We start from the raw sequence: 15,282 nt of genomic DNA, 5'->3' as shown, positions 1-15,282 counted from the left end.
GCGCCGGACCGGACGCGTGCCCGGGCCGACCGGGCCGTGTGGACGGCCGGCGGCGGCCGTCCACACGGTCCGGGCCCGCAGCGCCGAGGGGCGCGCTGCGGGCCCGTCCGCTGTGCCGCCGCACGCGAGGAGCACCGGCCGGAGGGGTTACCCGGCAGCCTGGGCCGGTCCCGTACCGCGATCCGTCACGCCGGTTCGACGGGCAGCCACAGCTCGCAGGTCGCGGTGCCGAAGTCCTCCGCACGCTCCAGGACCGCGACGATCGAGGGGCCGGGCCTCAGACGCCACGGGTTGGAGGGGAACCACTCGGCCGCGGTCGCGGCCCAGGTCGTCTGCAGGGCCTGCGGGTACGGTCCGGCGGTGCGGAAGACCGCCCACTTGCCGGCCGGTACCTCGATGGTGTCGAGGTCACCGGGGACCGGCGTGTCCCGGGAGACGGCGACCCCGTGCAGGTAGGTCATTTCGCTCCCCTCCGTGCCGTCGGGGTCGAGGTCGTCGCAGACCTGCAGCAGGCCTCCCGGCTCGGTGTCGCCGAGGTCCTTCAGCCGGGGATGCTCCTCCTGCGGCAGTGCGGCGACGTGCCGCTGGATGTGCGGGTTGACGCCCTGGTGGATGAGCGGAACCCGGGCCGCGTGCCCGGCCAGGCGGAACGCGGGGCGGTCGATGAGTCGGGTGTCCATGGGGACGCTCCCTTCGACGGTCAGGTGAAACCTGAGCTGCGGTTGTGTGCGAAGGGGGCCTCCGTCACGGCGCACGTCACCGAGGCCGGCGCCGTGGACCGCGCGGAACGCACGCCCGAACGCCTCGGCCGAGCCGTATCCGTGCCGGACCGCGATGCTCAGCAGACCGTCCTCACCCCGGACCACGTCGGCGGCGGCGACGGTCATGCGGCGCCGGCGCGCGTATTCCGACAGCGGCATGCCGGCCAGCGACGAGAACATGCGGCGCAGGTGGTATTCGGTCGTGCCGAGCTCCCCGGCCAGTCCACGGACGTCGAGCTCTTCGGCGACGGGCTCGGCGAGGTGCTCCTCCACGAGGTCGACGAGCCGGTTGAGTGCCGAGATCACAAGGCCTCCCTTCGGTGTCTCGGCGTCCACTCTGCCCGGCGGGGCCCGGGCCCGGCCCGACCGCTGCGATCCGTTCCGGTCATGCGCCCGTACGGGCCGGGACGTCCACGCCGGCGCCCCGGCCCCCGGACCCCGGGGCGGGGTGACGGACGCGGGTCAGCCGGCGGAGGGACCGGTCCACCCGGCCGGGACGTGTCCCACGCGCACCCCCTGGGCACCAGGCTGTGCGTCGCCGGGACGATGGACGACTACGCCACCGTCGTGGACCGCGCGACGCTGGAGGAGGGCCCGCTGGTGGCGGTCTCCAGGCCGTACCGGGCGACGGTGAGCGGCGACGGCAGGCACCGCGTGGTCTCCGGGAGCGGATCCGACCAGGTCACCGCGATCGACTTCGCGACCGGCCGGAAGGTGGCCTCCGTGCCCGTCGGCGACCACCCGCAGCGGTTTCGTCGACATGCCGTGGCCGCGCCGACGGTCCGGCGGATACCGCGGAAGAAGGCGAGCCTGATCGGGTTGAGGTAGATCCCCCGCATCCGCTCCTTCCTGTCGGGGACGACGTCGATCCGGCCGACCTTCGCGTAGTCGCCGGCGGACTCGATGACGTCGGCGGTCCCTTCCCGGTTGTCGCCGACGAACAGCACCTCGTTCAGGCCGCCCGCGGGCGTGGCGGAGGCGGGTACGGCGGCCGTGGCGGCCAGGGCGGGGCGGCGGCGCATCCGGAGCCGGCGATCCCGCGGGACCGGCGGGACAGGCCCCGCCCCGACCCGGCGGCGGAGTGCCGGGCCGGAGCGGACGCGGGATCACACCGGGGACGCCCCGTGGGTGATGTCGACATGGAGCCGGTTCGCCTCCGTGACCAGCCGGAAGCCCGCCCGGCCGTCGCCCTCGGTGTCGAGGCCGATACCGACCCGCAGTTCCCCTTCGAACAGGCCCACCTTGGTGATCTCGCGGACGCCGGAGGTCTGCTCCTTCCCGCCGTACTCGCCTTCCGGCAGGGCCCCGACCAGGACGACCTCGACGGAGTGCTCGCCCTCGACGGGGACCGGGGTGCCGCTTCCGGGCTGGTGCAGCGGCTCCAGGTAGGCGACCATGTGCGCCGGGACACCGCCGTCGAACTCGAAGGTGACCCGGTCGTAGGCGTCGTGGCCGGCCACCCGTACCGCCGTCAGTTTCGGGGCGAGAGCCGGGTCCACCCCTTCGGCCTCGCCGTCCTTGCGGGCGGTGCCCCAGGACGGGACAGCCCCGGAGCCGCCGCCGTCACCGCCGGCGGTCGGCGAGGCGGCCCCGCCGCCGTCTCCGGGACCTCCGGACCCCCCGGGCTCCGGGGTCCGGGATTCCTCCGGCCCGCTCACCTCCGGAGACGCGGACACGGACGCGTCGGCGGACCGGGACTCCCCGGCCGTCGGCGTCGGTGCCGCGTCGTCCCGCGCCCCCTCCTCACAGCCCGCCACCACGAGGACGGAGACGAGGGCGATCGCGGTCGCGGCGGAACGGTTTTTCACTGTGAACTCCTGTGCGTGGACGGCTGGTTGCCGCAGACACCGGGATGCTCGGGCGAGTGCGGTCGTACCGGTGCGCATCCAGCCGTGGCGGAGTTCCGCTCCCGGACACCGGTGGAATCGATCCCCGGCGCCGTGAAGGCGGCATTCCGCGTTCCCCCCGGAACAAAAAGCCCCCAAGCCCGCTCATACCAACGGTGCCGAGCGGGTGGCCGTCACCCTAGCAACAGCGGTTTCCGGCCGAAAGGCTCCCGGACCCGCCTCCCGGGGGCCGTCAGCCGGCCGTCCGGTGGGAGATGTCCAGGATGATCTTGTTCTTGCCCGTGGTCACCCGGAAACCCGCCGGGCCGTCGCCCTCGGGGTCGACGCCGACGCCGAAGAGCGTCTCGCCCTCGAAGTAACTCACCAGCCGCAGCTCGCGGATGACGGGGGTGCTCTTGCCGCCGTCGTCGAAGTCGGTGGCGGGCACGGACCGGAGGAAGGAGATCTTCAGGTCCTGGTCGCCCTTGAGGGGGATGACGTCGCCGGAGCCGTCCTGGTGCAGGGTGTCCACGTACTCGGCCACGAACCGCGGAGTGCCCTCGTCGAAGTCGAAGACGACCCGGTCGTAGGTGTCGTGGATGCCCACCCGCACCCCGCGCAGCTCCGGGAAGTCGTTCACACCCGCCTCCCGGGCGGCCCCCGTCCTGCGGGAGGTGTCGCGCAGCACCACGCCCTCCGCCCCGCTCCCGGGCGGAGACGGTGACGGGGAGGCGGACGGGGGCGCGCCGGCGTCCCCGGAGGGCGAGGCGCTCCGCCCGGTGTCCCCCGACCGTCCGGACTGCCCGGGCGGTCCGGCCGTCGGAGACGTGCTCACGTCGCCCCCCGCCCCTCCTTCCGCCCCACCGCAGGCCGCCACGAGGAGAGCCGATGTGAGGGCGATCGCGGTCATGGTCGTACGAGGTGTCACTGCGCGCTCCTGAACGTAGGCTGCCGGGCTCCGGGAACCCGCTCGATACTGGTCTGTTGCCGAGTGGGCCGGACGCCAACCACCCAACCGCCACGATCCAGCCAAAGGTGTCGTTCTCGCCGTATTCCCCTCCGGTCCGTACCGTTCCGGCCTTCCTCGCACCGACACCATGGACGACCCGGCGGACGGCCGTGAAGCCCCTCAACCGGCGGACGGCGGCGGGGAGCACCGCGCGCGGAGGCGGCATGCATTGAACGCCGGACTTGGAGCATGAGTAGAGATATGGCTCCGTCTCCCCCGTCCCCCGCCGACTTCGAGGCCATATTCCGCGCCACGACCTCGCCCCTGCTGGTGCTCGGCACCGATCTGGTGATCCTGGAGGTCAACCGCGCCTGTGAGGAGGCGACGTTCCGTGAGCGGGGCGAAGTGGTCGGGCGGCACATCTTCGACGCCTACCCCGCCAGCCCCGAGGACCCGGGCGCGGGCGGCATGCGCGACCTGGACGCGCTGTTCCGGCGTGTCCTGGCGACCGGGACGGTCCAGGCCCTGCCCGTCCTGAAGTACGACGTCCCCTTCTCCGGCAGCCCCACCGGCTTCCGGGAAAAGTACTGGAGCCCGGTCAGCAGCCCCGTCCTCGACCCCGGCGGGGAGGTCACAGCGCTTCTGCACCACGTCGAGGACGTCACCGGCTTCCACGAGGAACTGGCCCGCATCGAACGCGCCTACCGGCACACCGACACCCCCACGGCCCACGACCACACGGCCGTCGCCCAGCGCGGTTACGAGCGCCATCTGGCGCAGGCCACACACGACCTCAGGCGCTATCGCGAACTGGAGGAGGAGGCGTCCCAGCTCCGGCGGGCCATGCGCAGCCGCGCGACGATCGACCGGGCCATCGGCATCGTCCAGGCCGAGCGGCGCTGCGACCCCGAGGACGCCTTCCAGATCCTGGTGACCATCTCCCAGCGCACCAACACCAAACTCCGCGACATCGCCGCCGGCCTGGTGAGCCTGGCCGAGACCGACCCTCTGGGGCCCCTCCTGCCGGACACCGGCACCCCGTGACGGCCGTGGCCGCCCGGGGAGTCCGGGGCGGCCACGGCGATCTCGACGGCCGGATGCGTCCGGCCCGGCTCAGTCGTCCACGGCGTCCATGACGTCGGCGAGGTCGACGAACTTGAAGCCGGTGGCCTCGCGGCCGTCCTCCGCCGGAGTCTCCCGCCCGTCCCGGACGACGAGCAGGCCGTCCGGATACCGCGCCCCCGGCGGCGCGTTCAGCACGGCGGCGCCGTCGCACTCCTGGGAACCGTCGAGGGTGCGCGAGGCGGCCGCGACGAGGAAACCGCCCTCGTACTCGTTGTCGTCGCCCTCCTCGTCGTCGTACAGCGCCTCCGTCTCGGCCCGGGGGTGACGGAAGGCAGGGCGGACGAGCCGGCCGGGCCCGCGTGGGCAGGCGCGGCCGACACCGCGAGGGCCGTACACAGCAGCAGGGTCGCCGGTCGGCCTGATCGGCGCACGGTCGCGGGCTTCTCCTCCGGATCGGGGGCGCGGAAACCTCCGAAGGAGCCCGGGCCGACGGGGTTACCGGACGGTTTCACTCCACCGACGCGCACACGCCCACACCATGCACTCGGTCCGCGCCACCCCCGCCCGCGCCCGCCCGTTCGGCCGGCAGGGAGTCATGTCCCCGGGGGGAGCGCCCGACAACCGCCCGGCGGGCGAGACCCCTCACCCGGTTCCGTCCGTCCGCCGTCGCGAGTCGAAACCCCACAGGACGCCGACCACCCGCCACAGCAGAGCGGCCGCGGCGAGGACGGCGGCGGTGCCCGTGACGGCCCTCGCGGCGGTGCCCTCCACACCGAACAGGAGGACCGGACTGGCCAGAACCAGCCACACCGCCCCCGCGAGGAGGGCCGCGGAGACGACGGCGTAGCCGATCTCCAGCGTGACCGCGTCCCGCTCCGTCTGATCTCGTGTCATCTCCTCGCCCTTCCCCCGGCGGTGATGTGAGGTTTCCCGGACCCGGAAGCACCGGACCCACCGGTCGTGCACCGTACCGCGGTCCCGGCCGTCACGTTCGGCGAGTGTCCCCGGAAGGGACACGGCGGGCGCGGCGGGGCCACACGAGGAAGACGACCACCGTCGCCAGGAGGGTGAGGACCGCCGTCACACCCATGGCGTCCGCGACACCGAGCGAGAAGGAGTCCTCGGCCACCCGGACGACCTCGCTCCGGATGTCGGGCGGCAGCGCGTCGACCGCCTCCTGGTAGGAGTCGGAGTTCACCAGCGTCTGACGCACCCGGGTGATCTCCGCGTCGGACAGCCCCGAATCCTCGAGCACGCCGGACGCCTCGCGCGCCGTGAGCTCCCGGGCCAGCGCGGTGAGGACGGCGACCCCCAGCGAGCCGCCGAGCATACTGGACATCTTGAACACGCCGGCGGCCGTCCCCGCCAGATCGGCCGGCACCTCCCCGACGGCGGTGTTGGCCACGGGCGTGCTCACCAGGCCGAGACCGAGCCCGACGACGAGGAGCCCGGTGGCGATCACCGCGATCGGGGTGCCGGTGTCGAGGAAGGCGAGGGCGGTCAGACCGGCGCTCGCCACCGCCAGACCGACCGTCGCGGGCGGTCTCCCGCCCCGCCTGGTGTCGAGGGCGCCTCCGACCGGGATGCCCAGGAGGACCCCGGCCGTCGCGGGGATCATCAGCGACCCGGCCTCCACCGCGCTGTAGCCGCGCACGTTCTGCAGCCACAGCACGAGGAGGAAGCTGAGGCCGGCGTAGGCGAGGTTCATCGTCAGATTGGCCGTCAGCGCCCCGTTGTAGGTGCGGATCCCGAACAGCCGCAGGTCCACCAGCGGCAGGCGTACACGGCGCTCGATCAGGTACCACGCGATCGCGAACACGACGGCCGCGGCGAACAGCGTCACGATGCGGGGGTCCCCCCAGCCCACGCTCGGCCCCTCGGTGAGCGCGTACAGCAGCGCGAAGACCGACAGGCCGATGGTGGCCAGACCCGGCCAGTCGATGTGGCCCGAGACCTCGGGATCGCGCGACTCCGGCGTGGTGAGCCGTACGACGACGAGAGTGAGGGCGGCCAGCGGCAGATTGAGCCAGAACAGCCACCGCCAGCCCAGACCGTCGGTGACGAAACCGCTGATCGCGGGCCCGGCGGACAGCCCGCCCCAGGCCACCGCCTGCCAGATCCCGAACGCCGCGGTCTGCGCCCGTCCCGAGAACTCGGGCGGGATGAGGGCGAGCGAGGCCGGGAGGATCAGGGCGGCGCCGATCCCCATGAGCCCGCGGCCGAGGATCAGCCACCCGACGTCCGGCGAGAGCGCGGCGACCAGGGAGAACACCGCCAGCAGCACGGTGCCGGTCTGGAGCATCAGCCGGCGTCCGAAGAGGTCGCCGAACTTCCCGGCGGCGATCACGAGCGCGCCGGTGACGAGGCTGAAGGCGTTGTTCGCCCACTGGAGCATCGAGAAGTTGCTGTCGAACTCGTCGGCGATCTCCGGGATCGCCACTCCCAGGTCGGAGAAGGCGAGCCAGACGATCCCCGCGGTGCCGCAGATTCCGAACAGCGAGAGCCACCTGTGCGGCGGGGGCGCGGTCTGCTCCGGGGACGGTTCGGTCATGGTGACGCTCCGGACTCCGGCCGTGTGCGGACAAGCGGGGGCTCACTCCCCGGCGGGCCGGCCGCTCACCGCGAACATCCGATTCGCCCGTTTCGCGCCACCCGCCCCAGGAGGGTAGTCCGGTCGGCGCCCGCCCGCCCTGCCCGCCGCGCCGGAAGGACCGGGCGGGAGGCGTTCGCGGGCCCCGCCTCAGGACTCGTCGGTACGGTCGCGTCCGTTCCCGGAGGTCTGGCTGGCAACCAGCCAGGGAGGCGTGGGTCCTGCCGGGTGAGTGGTGTCCACGGTGAGGTGGAGCCTGGTGCCGCCTCCACTGTGGTCGGGACAGCCGCGCTGTTCGTCGGCGGCGAAGCAACCGCGCAGGACCTCCGCGACGCGGCGGGCGGCCTCGGGGGACGCCGCGACGGTACGGACCTCGGCACGCCCGGCCGAGGGCATCGGCTCCTCCGGCTCCACGGTGAACTCGTTTCCCTGGTTGAGACGGCGTGTTGACGAGTGGTGCTGCGTTCAGTCGCGGTCCTTTGCCCGCCTGGCCGGGGCGGGCCCACGCCGTCCTCCGGGACGCCCGCCGCGGTACTCGCGGCGGGCGGATGTACCGGGCGATCCGCCGGTCGGACGCCACCGCTTCGGCTTCGTGCCGCGGCCACCGGGCCCGGACCGGGCGTCGCTGTAACGAAATGTCGTGACCCGTTCATCGCGCTGGGCATTGAGCCGATGGATCACCAGGGCTCCCAGCACGATCGCCCCGATGATCACTGCCACGGTGATGCCGATCTCCACGATCCTCACAACCTCTGCGCTCGGTGTTCGACCTCGGTCAGACGCGGACGCGGCCGGAGGAAAGTCCAACCGGCCGCCCTCCGCTCCCTGTCCGGGGCTCCGCGACGGTGCGGACCTCCTCCTCCCGCGCCATGAACCCGTCGGCCGTGAGGAGACCTCCCACCGCGGTCGCTGCGGACGCCGGCCAGTCGGCCGTCGCGCCTGTCGTCCCCGGCGGGACCACCGGCAGCTCACAGCGGCCGGCGGTGCGGAAGAGCAGGATCAGTCCGTACGGGTGGTGCTCGTCCAGGAACCACCTGACGCGCACCGTGCGCCCGGTGACGCGCACCTCACGCGGAACGACGGGCCAACCGGTCGGGTCGACGGTGGCGCGGGTGACACGTCCCCGGCCGTCGTCCAGCACGTCCGTCAACGCGGGGAGCTCACGGGGGAGATCACGGGACCGGGGCCACCGGACACCGTCCACCCCGGGAAGCCCCGGAAACACCCGGGCCCCCGTCGAGGTCAGGCGGGCCGGCGCCGGGAGAACGCGCACGCAGGTCGGCGCGGAGTCGATGGTGGTGGTCATGGCGCGAACCCGCCTCCGGGCTCGGTTTCTCTCCGACTGCCCGGTGTAGTCACTCGCCGGGAACGACACCCGCGTGGAGGCAGGCGCGCGAAGTGCTCCCGGTTCTTCAACCCTACTCCGCCCCATGAGATGTCGCAGGCCCACGATCCGGCGCCCCCGAGAAGTTCGGCCCCGGCCGCCTACGGGGGCGGGCCATCCCCACATGCCGTGGTGCGGAACGGCCCTTGGCGGAAGCGCCCCGGACGGCTCTCCGCTTTGACAGCGGCACGAGGCTGAAGGACAAAAGAAAGGTGAGAGCCCCTGGCCCGTGTGATGAAGGGGAGACAGGTGTGATCTCCATGGCCGGCCGCACATTCGTCGAGGCCCACCGGGAAGGGTCCCGTGAGGGACACGCGGTGGTGATCCACACCACCGAGGAGAGAACCGGCGGGCCGGCCGGGCTTCCGCCCCGCCGGCCCGGACCCGAGGACCGGACGAGGTGAGGACGACCACGATGCCGAGTCGTTCCACGGGCTCGCCTGTGCCCGGCAGTGGCCCGTGCCTTGACACCGCACGCCGACGAGAGGGACCGATCGACGTGACCAAGCACACCGCATCCCACACTCCGCCCCCGCACGCGCCCGGCAGCGACTTCGCCCGGCTGGCAAAGAAGATCACCGACGCCGGCCTCATGGAACGGCGCCCCGGCCACTACGCCGTCCGGGTCACATCGGTGACCGCGCTCTACGCCATCGGCTGGGTCGCCTTCGTCCTCGTCGGCCGCAGCTGGTGGACGCTGGCCGTCGCAGCCTTCCTCTCCCTGGTCTTCGGCCAGGTCGCCCTGGTGGCCCACGACGTGGCCCACCGCCAGGTGTTCCGTCTGCGCGGGCCCAGCGAGACCGCCGGACGGATCGCCGGGGCGTGCATCGGGATGGGCTACGGGTGGTGGCAGGACAAGCACACCCGCCACCACTCCAACCCCAACCACGAAGGACTCGACCCCGACATCGCCCCCGACCTGCTGGTCTGGTCCCAGGACCAGGCCCGCGCCGCCAAGCGGCTGCCCCGTCTGATCGGCCGCTGGCAGGCCTTCCTGTTCTTCCCGCTGCTCACGTTGGAGGGCTTCAACCTGCACGTGTCGAGCGCACGGGCACTGGCCAACCGCTCCCTGAAGAACCGCGCGCTGGAAGGCAAACTGCTGTTCGCGCACTTCGCGGTCTACCTGACCGCGCTGTTCCTGGTGCTGCCGCCCGGCATGGCCATCGCCTTCCTCGCCGTCCACCAGGGGCTGTTCGGCGTCTACCTCGGCTCCATCTTCGCCCCCAACCACAAAGGCATGCCGATCCTGACCGGCGAGGACCGCCCGGACTTCCTGCGCCGCCAGGTGCTCACCTCACGCAACGTACGCGGCGGTCGGCTCACCGACATCGCGCTGGGCGGGCTGAACCACCAGATCGAGCACCACCTGTTCCCCAGCATGCCCAGCCCCAACCTGCGCAAGGCGCGGCCCATCGTCCGCCGCCACTGCGAGGAGCTGGGGGTGGACTACCTGGAGACCGGGCTGCTCACCTCCTGGCGGCAGACACTCATCAGCCTTCACCGGGCCGGAGCCCCGATCCGCAGCGCCCGCCCCCCTGCCTAGCTGTATTGACAACGAGCGTTGTTGACGGTCGGCGAACTTGGTCAAAACGAAGACCTCCGACGCGGTGGAGCCGTCCAGGACCGCACCGCACGGAGGTCTTCGTGTCCCACCGGAACGCCCGCAAACCCCGCCCCCTCCGGGGGTTCAGTGGGGGACGCGCAGAACGAGAAGGGCGATGTCGTCGGTGCTGCCGGAGGACATGCGTGCGAGGACCTGGTCGCAGAACTCGTCCAGAGGGCGGCGGGAGAGGTCGGCGGCGTGACGGCGCAGCCGGGTCAGTCCGGTGCCCAGATCGGTGCCGGGGACCTCGACCAGGCCGTCGGTGTACAGCAGCAGGGTGCTGCCCGGTGGGAGGGGCGTGGTGGCGTCGGGGCGGGGCGCGGTGTCGCTCAGGCCGGTGCCCAGCAGCAGGCCCTGGCCCTGTTCGAGGTACTCGGCGTGCCCGTCGGGCGTGACCAGGAGGGGCGGTGGGTGGCCGGCGCTGCTCCACCGCAGACGCCAGGGCCCGCTCTCGGACCCCTCGACGCGGGCCAGTACGAGGGTGGCCATGGGGACGTCGGTGATGGCGGGGATGGCGTCGTCGAGACGATCGACGATGGCGCTGGGCGGTCGGGTGCGGTCCCAGGTCAGGATGCGCAGCATGCCGTGGAGTTGGGCCATGCCCGCGGCGGCGGCCAGATCGTGGCCGACGACATCGCCGATGGCCAGCGCGGTGGCACCGTCACGCAGGGGAAAGGCGTCGTACCAGTCTCCGCCGACCTGGGAACCGGCGGGGGCGGGCTGGTAGCGGGCGGCCAGGCGCAGCGGGCCGGGCCGGGGCAGGGGGACGAGCAGGTTGCGCTGCATGGCCTCGGCGATCTCGCGCTGCCTGCCGAAGAGGCGGGCGTTGCCGATGGCCATGCCGACACGGCGGCCGATGTCGCCGGCCAGCGCCAGGTCGGCGGCGTCGAACGGCCGGGCGGTGCCGGTACGGACCAGGGTGAGGGCCCCTGTGACCCGTCGGGCCGTCCCCAGGGGCGCCGTGACGGCGGAGGTCGCACCCAGCGACTGGAGGAAGCCCGCCTGGACGGCGGCCAGCGGGGAGTCGGGCGGCGCGGCGATCTCCCCGGGGCCCAGCAGGACGGGCTCGCCTCCGTGCAGGACCCGTACCAGAGGGGACCGGGAGTACTCGGCCGCCCCCGGGAGGATGCCCCGCCACGCTTCACGCTCGGCGTCACGGCCCTCGGGGCCGATCACCGCGGCCCTGCGCACCTCGCCCTCGACCCGCAGGTCGATGGCGGCCCAGTCCGCCATCAGGGGCACCAGGAAGCGGCCCAGCCGGCTGAGGGCCTCATCGGTGTCGAGGGTCTGGGCCAAAACCGCGGTGGCCTCCGCCACCAGAGCCGTCCTGCCGGTGAGGTCCTCCAACGCGGTCACGCGCGACGCCCGGCCTCCGGATGTCCCCCGGCCGGCAGTGGTGCGGGTGAACAGCACCGTCATGCCCACCGTACGGCCGTCCCTGAGCACGGGGGCGCCGGACCAGGCGACCGGGACCAGCTGCCCGTCATCGCGCAGGAAGCCGTCTCCCTCGCCGCGGACCGAGGAACCGCGGGCGAGTGCCGCGAGCAGCGGGCACCGCTCGCGCGGCATCACCGCGCCGTCGGTGCGGCGGTGCAGCAGGTCGTGGAGGTCCTCCCCCACCATCGCCCCCGCGGTGCGGCCCAGCAGTTCCTCGGCAGCGGGGTTGACCGCGACGATCAGACCGGAGGAGTCCACCACGGCCAGACCGGCACCCAGATGGTCGGACACCTCCCGCCAGAACGTCGGCTCCGCCGCCCACCGCCGCCCCTCGTCACCGACCGCATCCTGGACCACGCCGATTCCTCCGGTTGGTAGAGCATCCGCCGACCGCCGCCGTTGACGGTTCCCATGAGCGGGGAGGCCGTAACGGGCGGAGCGGCGATCGAGCCGCTCAGGGCCGGGTGGAGACTCGACTACCCGCAAGGGTCGAAGTCAGCGAACCGGTGCGGTCCTGGAGAGGACTGCCCCACGTCGAGCCCGCCACCGCCGAGTGAGTCGACCGGTACAACCACCGCCTTCTCCACGGTGAGGCGGGCCATCCCGCCCGCCGAATGCGGAGCCAACCACCACCGGAACCCCCGGCACAGTAAAACCGCAGGTCACCCGGCCTTCACCGGATGATCCTGCGGTTTGTTCCCAGAGCCGCCTGTCGGGTTCGAACCGACGACCTTCGCTTTACAAGAGCGGTGCTCTACCAGCTGAGCTAAGGCGGCGCGTACGGCGGCGCCGCGGGCCCGGCGGGGCCCCGGCGCGTACGCAGTGTGCAGTGTACCCACTTCCCGACGCCGGGCCGGAGCCCTTTCCTGACCGCGGAAGTACTGACAAGACAACCCCCGGCGGGTTACCGTCAGCCCACGTTCACACAGGTTCACACATGTGGAACATGACCTTTACTCGGATCGTCCGGCACGTTCCTGCCGGTGAAGGAGACAACCGACCATGGCCTCGGTCACGTACGACAACGCCACCCGGATCTACCCGGGCGGCGACAAGCCCGCCGTCGACAAGCTGAACATCGAGATCGAGGACGGCGAGTTCCTCGTCCTCGTCGGCCCCTCCGGCTGCGGCAAGTCCACCTCTCTGCGCATGCTCGCGGGCCTGGAGGACGTCAACGGCGGCGCCATCCGCATCGGTGACCGCGACGTCACCCACCTTCCGCCGAAAGACCGGGACATCGCCATGGTGTTCCAGAACTACGCGCTCTACCCGCACATGACCGTCGCCCAGAACATGGGCTTCGCGCTGAAGATCGCGGGCGTGCCGAAGGACCAGATCCGCGCCAAGGTCGAGGACGCCGCGAAGATCCTGGACCTGGAGCCCTACCTGGACCGCAAGCCCAAGGCGCTCTCCGGCGGTCAGCGGCAGCGTGTGGCGATGGGCCGCGCGATCGTACGCGAGCCGCAGGTGTTCCTCATGGACGAGCCGCTGTCGAACCTCGACGCCAAGCTCCGCGTCCAGACCCGTACCCAGATCGCCGGCCTCCAGCGCCGTCTGGGCATCACCACGGTCTACGTCACCCACGACCAGACCGAGGCCATGACCATGGGCGACCGGGTGGCGGTGCTCAAGGACGGTCTGCTGCAGCAGATCGACTCGCCGCGCCACATGTACGACAAGCCGGCCAACCTCTTCGTCGCGGGCTTCATCGGCTCCCCGGCGATGAACCTGGTCGAGGTGCCGATCACCGACGGCGGCGTGAAGTTCGGCAACAGCATCGTGCCGGTCGAGCGCGACGCCGTCGGCGAGGCGGCCAACAAGGGCGACAAGGCCGTCACGGTCGGCATCCGCCCCGAGCACCTGGACATCGCGGGCGAGGGCAGCAACGCCGGTCTGGCCGTCACCGTCAACGTCGTCGAGGAGCTGGGCGCCGACGGTTACGTCTACGGCACCGCCCAGGTCGGCGGCGAGTCGAAGGACCTGGTGGTCCGCGTCGGCGGCCGCGAGGTGCCGGAGAAGGGCGCGACGATCCACGTGGTGCCGCGCGCCGGCGAGGCCCACGTGTTCTCCACCTCCACCGGTGAGCGACTGACCGACTGAGCGACCGCGTCCTCCACACGGCCGACACGGGGCCCGTACGTCCGCGCAAGGCGGGCCGTACGGGCCCCCGGCCGGTTCCGGCGGGACAACGGGGGGCGGTTCGCGTCAACACGGGGACATCTCCGCACCTGGGACTACGGGGTTCTCCGTCACTCGCGAGAGTGACGGAATGTCGCCAAATCACCACTCCTCGCTACCATCGCAAGCGCCCCGGAACGGGCTCCCGATACCGTCCTTCGCGAGGAAGACTCCACAGTGAATCAGGCAGCGCGCCGCATCGGCCGATCTCTCGCCCTCGTCCTCCCGGTAGTCCTGGTCCTGTCCGGGACCCTCGCCGTCACCGCCGTTCCCTGGGCGCCGCGGTCGGGGACGCAGGTGCTGACCGCCTCCGCGGAGCAGGCGGCTCCCCGCGACAGTCCCCGCGCCCCGCACGAGGTGGTGCGCGACCGGCTCGTCGCCGAGCTCCAGCAGAAGGACCCGGGCACCGCTCTGACGAGCCTGCAGAAGGAGATCGCCCGCCGACCGTCGCTGGCACGGCACTGCACCTCCATCACCCGCGCGCTGGGCCGGGCCGCGGTCGGGAAGTACGGCCCCGCGCGTGCCCACGCCTACTCCCGGCCGGTGTGCGACACCTCCTTCGCGGCGGGCGTCGCCGACGCCCGCTGACCGGCGCGGCCCCCGGATCCGAGGGGGCCGCCGCGCCGCACGCCCCGCGTCTTCGGCGTTCTCCGCACCTCCCGCACGCTCGCGCGTAACCGCGCGGGACGGGTACCGGAGGGGCGTGGGAGCGGGTGCGCATATCGTCGCCGCATGACACTCGACGACCAGCTCGCGCGCACGCATCCGACCCAGGCCGTGATCCTGGCCGGCGGCCAGGGATCGCGGCTGCGTCCGTACACGGACGACCGCCCGAAGCCGATGGTCGAGATCCCCGGCACGGGCACCCCGATCATCGGCCACCAGCTCGCCTGGCTGGCCGCCGAGGGCGTCACCGACGCCGTGGTCTCCTGCGGCCATCTCGCCGAGGTGCTCCAGGAGTGGCTGGAGGACGCCGGTCTGCCGCTGCGGGTGACGACGGTCGTCGAGACCGAGCCCCTCGGCCGCGGCGGTGGCCTGAAGTACGCCGCCGCCTCCCTGCCCCGCCCCGACGAACCGTGGTACGCCACCAACGGGGACATCTGGACGCGTTTCTCGCTGCGGGAGATGGCGGAGTTCCACGCCGAACGCGACGCGACCGCGACTCTCGCGCTGGCCCGCCCGCGAATCCCCTGGGGCGCCGTGGAGACCGACGAGTTCGGCCACGTCCTGGACTTCATCGAGGCTCCGCCCTCGCCGTACCTGATCAACGCGGGCGTCTACGTCTTCTCCGCGCCCTTCACGGCGCTGCTGCCCGACCGCGGCGACCACGAGCGGGCCACCTTCCCCCGGCTGGCGCGCGAACGCGCCCTGGCGGGCTTCCCGATCCCGCAGGGCGCGTACTGGCGGGCCATCGACACCGCCAAGGACCTCGGCGAGGCCGCCAGGGAGCTCGCGGGCCACGGCCGTTCCCACCGGTAGTCCGGTCCGG

14 protein-coding genes, 1 tRNA gene and 2 pseudogenes are annotated in these 15,282 nt (G+C 72.6%); 6 read left to right on the top strand and 11 right to left on the bottom strand.

Translation table 11 applies throughout. The features are described 5' to 3' along the window. Positions 1-185: 185 nt before the first annotated feature. A complete protein-coding gene (locus ACGRHY_RS15475) occupies positions 186-1,067 on the bottom strand; it encodes an AraC family transcriptional regulator (RefSeq protein WP_394635923.1) in 882 nt (293 codons plus the stop codon). Between the two features lie 207 nt (positions 1,068-1,274). On the opposite strand from ACGRHY_RS15475, the pseudogene ACGRHY_RS15470 reads away from it, so the two are divergent. Further along, positions 1,275-1,589: pseudogene (locus tag ACGRHY_RS15470) on the top strand (YncE family protein); the annotation flags it as partial. A gap of 278 nt (positions 1,590-1,867) precedes the next feature. Here ACGRHY_RS15470 and ACGRHY_RS15465 read toward each other — a convergent pair. Further along, the gene (locus ACGRHY_RS15465) at positions 1,868-2,569 is read right to left on the bottom strand and encodes an AMIN-like domain-containing (lipo)protein (RefSeq protein WP_394635922.1); all 702 of its coding nucleotides are present in this window, start codon (positions 2,567-2,569) and stop codon (positions 1,868-1,870) included. Positions 2,570-2,840: 271 nt separating this feature from the next. Then, the gene (locus ACGRHY_RS15460; RefSeq protein WP_394635921.1) at positions 2,841-3,422 is read right to left on the bottom strand and encodes an AMIN-like domain-containing (lipo)protein; all 582 of its coding nucleotides are present in this window, start codon (positions 3,420-3,422) and stop codon (positions 2,841-2,843) included. Between the two features lie 375 nt (positions 3,423-3,797). Here ACGRHY_RS15460 and ACGRHY_RS15455 point away from each other — a divergent pair, with 375 nt between their 5' ends. Next, the gene (locus ACGRHY_RS15455; protein ID WP_394635920.1) at positions 3,798-4,580 is read left to right on the top strand and encodes an ANTAR domain-containing protein; all 783 of its coding nucleotides are present in this window, start codon (positions 3,798-3,800) and stop codon (positions 4,578-4,580) included. A gap of 69 nt (positions 4,581-4,649) precedes the next feature. On the opposite strand, the pseudogene ACGRHY_RS15450 reads toward ACGRHY_RS15455, so the two are convergent. From ACGRHY_RS15450 to ACGRHY_RS15425, 6 genes and pseudogenes are all read right to left on the bottom strand, one after another. Then, positions 4,650-4,913 (bottom strand): annotated as a pseudogene (locus ACGRHY_RS15450) (phytase); the annotation flags it as partial. 330 nt (positions 4,914-5,243) lie between these two features. Then, positions 5,244-5,495, bottom strand: a complete 252-nt coding sequence (locus tag ACGRHY_RS15445) for a DUF6332 family protein (RefSeq protein ID WP_394635919.1) — start codon at positions 5,493-5,495, stop codon at positions 5,244-5,246. Positions 5,496-5,586: 91 nt separating this feature from the next. Next, complete coding sequence (locus ACGRHY_RS15440) at positions 5,587-7,152, bottom strand: MFS transporter (protein WP_394635918.1); 1,566 nt, start codon at positions 7,150-7,152, stop codon at positions 5,587-5,589. A 189-nt stretch (positions 7,153-7,341) separates the two neighbouring features. Beyond that, on the bottom strand, positions 7,342-7,605 hold the full coding sequence (locus tag ACGRHY_RS15435) for a hypothetical protein (protein WP_394635917.1): 264 nt from the start codon (positions 7,603-7,605) through the stop codon (positions 7,342-7,344). A 51-nt stretch (positions 7,606-7,656) separates the two neighbouring features. After that, positions 7,657-7,929 (bottom strand): hypothetical protein, encoded by a 273-nt coding sequence (locus ACGRHY_RS15430; protein ID WP_394635916.1) that lies wholly within the window; start codon positions 7,927-7,929, stop codon positions 7,657-7,659. 37 nt (positions 7,930-7,966) lie between these two features. Continuing rightward, a complete protein-coding gene (locus ACGRHY_RS15425) occupies positions 7,967-8,497 on the bottom strand; it encodes a DUF5994 family protein (protein WP_394635915.1) in 531 nt (176 codons plus the stop codon). Between the two features lie 577 nt (positions 8,498-9,074). On the opposite strand from ACGRHY_RS15425, the gene ACGRHY_RS15420 reads away from it, so the two are divergent. After that, positions 9,075-10,118 (top strand): fatty acid desaturase family protein, encoded by a 1,044-nt coding sequence (locus tag ACGRHY_RS15420; protein WP_394635914.1) that lies wholly within the window; start codon positions 9,075-9,077, stop codon positions 10,116-10,118. Between the two features lie 144 nt (positions 10,119-10,262). On the opposite strand, the gene ACGRHY_RS15415 is transcribed toward ACGRHY_RS15420, so the two are convergent. Next, entirely contained in the window at positions 10,263-11,972 is a 1,710-nt protein-coding gene (locus tag ACGRHY_RS15415) for a SpoIIE family protein phosphatase (RefSeq protein WP_394635913.1), read from the bottom strand. Positions 11,973-12,318: 346 nt separating this feature from the next. After that, a tRNA-Thr gene (locus ACGRHY_RS15410) sits at positions 12,319-12,391 on the bottom strand. A gap of 226 nt (positions 12,392-12,617) precedes the next feature. Between ACGRHY_RS15410 and ACGRHY_RS15405 the strand changes: the two genes are divergently transcribed. The 3 genes from ACGRHY_RS15405 (at position 12,618) to ACGRHY_RS15395 (ending at position 15,272) form a co-directional block, all read left to right on the top strand. Continuing rightward, positions 12,618-13,715: an ABC transporter ATP-binding protein gene (locus ACGRHY_RS15405; protein ID WP_394635912.1), complete on the top strand. Its 1,098-nt coding sequence runs from the start codon at positions 12,618-12,620 to the stop codon at positions 13,713-13,715. Positions 13,716-13,970: 255 nt separating this feature from the next. Continuing rightward, positions 13,971-14,381: a hypothetical protein gene (locus ACGRHY_RS15400; RefSeq protein ID WP_394635911.1), complete on the top strand. Its 411-nt coding sequence runs from the start codon at positions 13,971-13,973 to the stop codon at positions 14,379-14,381. Between the two features lie 144 nt (positions 14,382-14,525). Next, the gene (locus ACGRHY_RS15395; RefSeq protein ID WP_394635910.1) at positions 14,526-15,272 is read left to right on the top strand and encodes a nucleotidyltransferase family protein; all 747 of its coding nucleotides are present in this window, start codon (positions 14,526-14,528) and stop codon (positions 15,270-15,272) included. Positions 15,273-15,282: the final 10 nt, after the last annotated feature.

It is taken from the genome of Streptomyces shinuiensis, from assembly GCF_043660855.1.
Classification (GTDB): Bacteria; Actinomycetota; Actinomycetes; order Streptomycetales; family Streptomycetaceae; genus Streptomyces.
The sequence above is the reverse complement of the archived record's forward strand: the minus strand, read 5'-3'. Positions and strand labels throughout refer to the sequence as shown.

Excerpts from the sequence above, each read along its gene's own strand:
- ACGRHY_RS15425 (WP_394635915.1), bottom strand. The coding sequence starts at position 8,497 with ATGACCACCACCATCGACTCCGCGCCGACCTGCGTGCGCGTTCTCCCG.
- ACGRHY_RS15455 (WP_394635920.1), top strand. The coding sequence starts at position 3,798 with ATGGCTCCGTCTCCCCCGTCCCCCGCCGACTTCGAGGCCATATTCCGC.
- ACGRHY_RS15445 (WP_394635919.1), bottom strand. The coding sequence starts at position 5,495 with ATGACACGAGATCAGACGGAGCGGGACGCGGTCACGCTGGAGATCGGC.
- ACGRHY_RS15395 (WP_394635910.1), top strand. The coding sequence starts at position 14,526 with ATGACACTCGACGACCAGCTCGCGCGCACGCATCCGACCCAGGCCGTG.
- ACGRHY_RS15440 (WP_394635918.1), bottom strand. The coding sequence starts at position 7,152 with ATGACCGAACCGTCCCCGGAGCAGACCGCGCCCCCGCCGCACAGGTGG.
- ACGRHY_RS15405 (WP_394635912.1), top strand. The coding sequence starts at position 12,618 with ATGGCCTCGGTCACGTACGACAACGCCACCCGGATCTACCCGGGCGGC.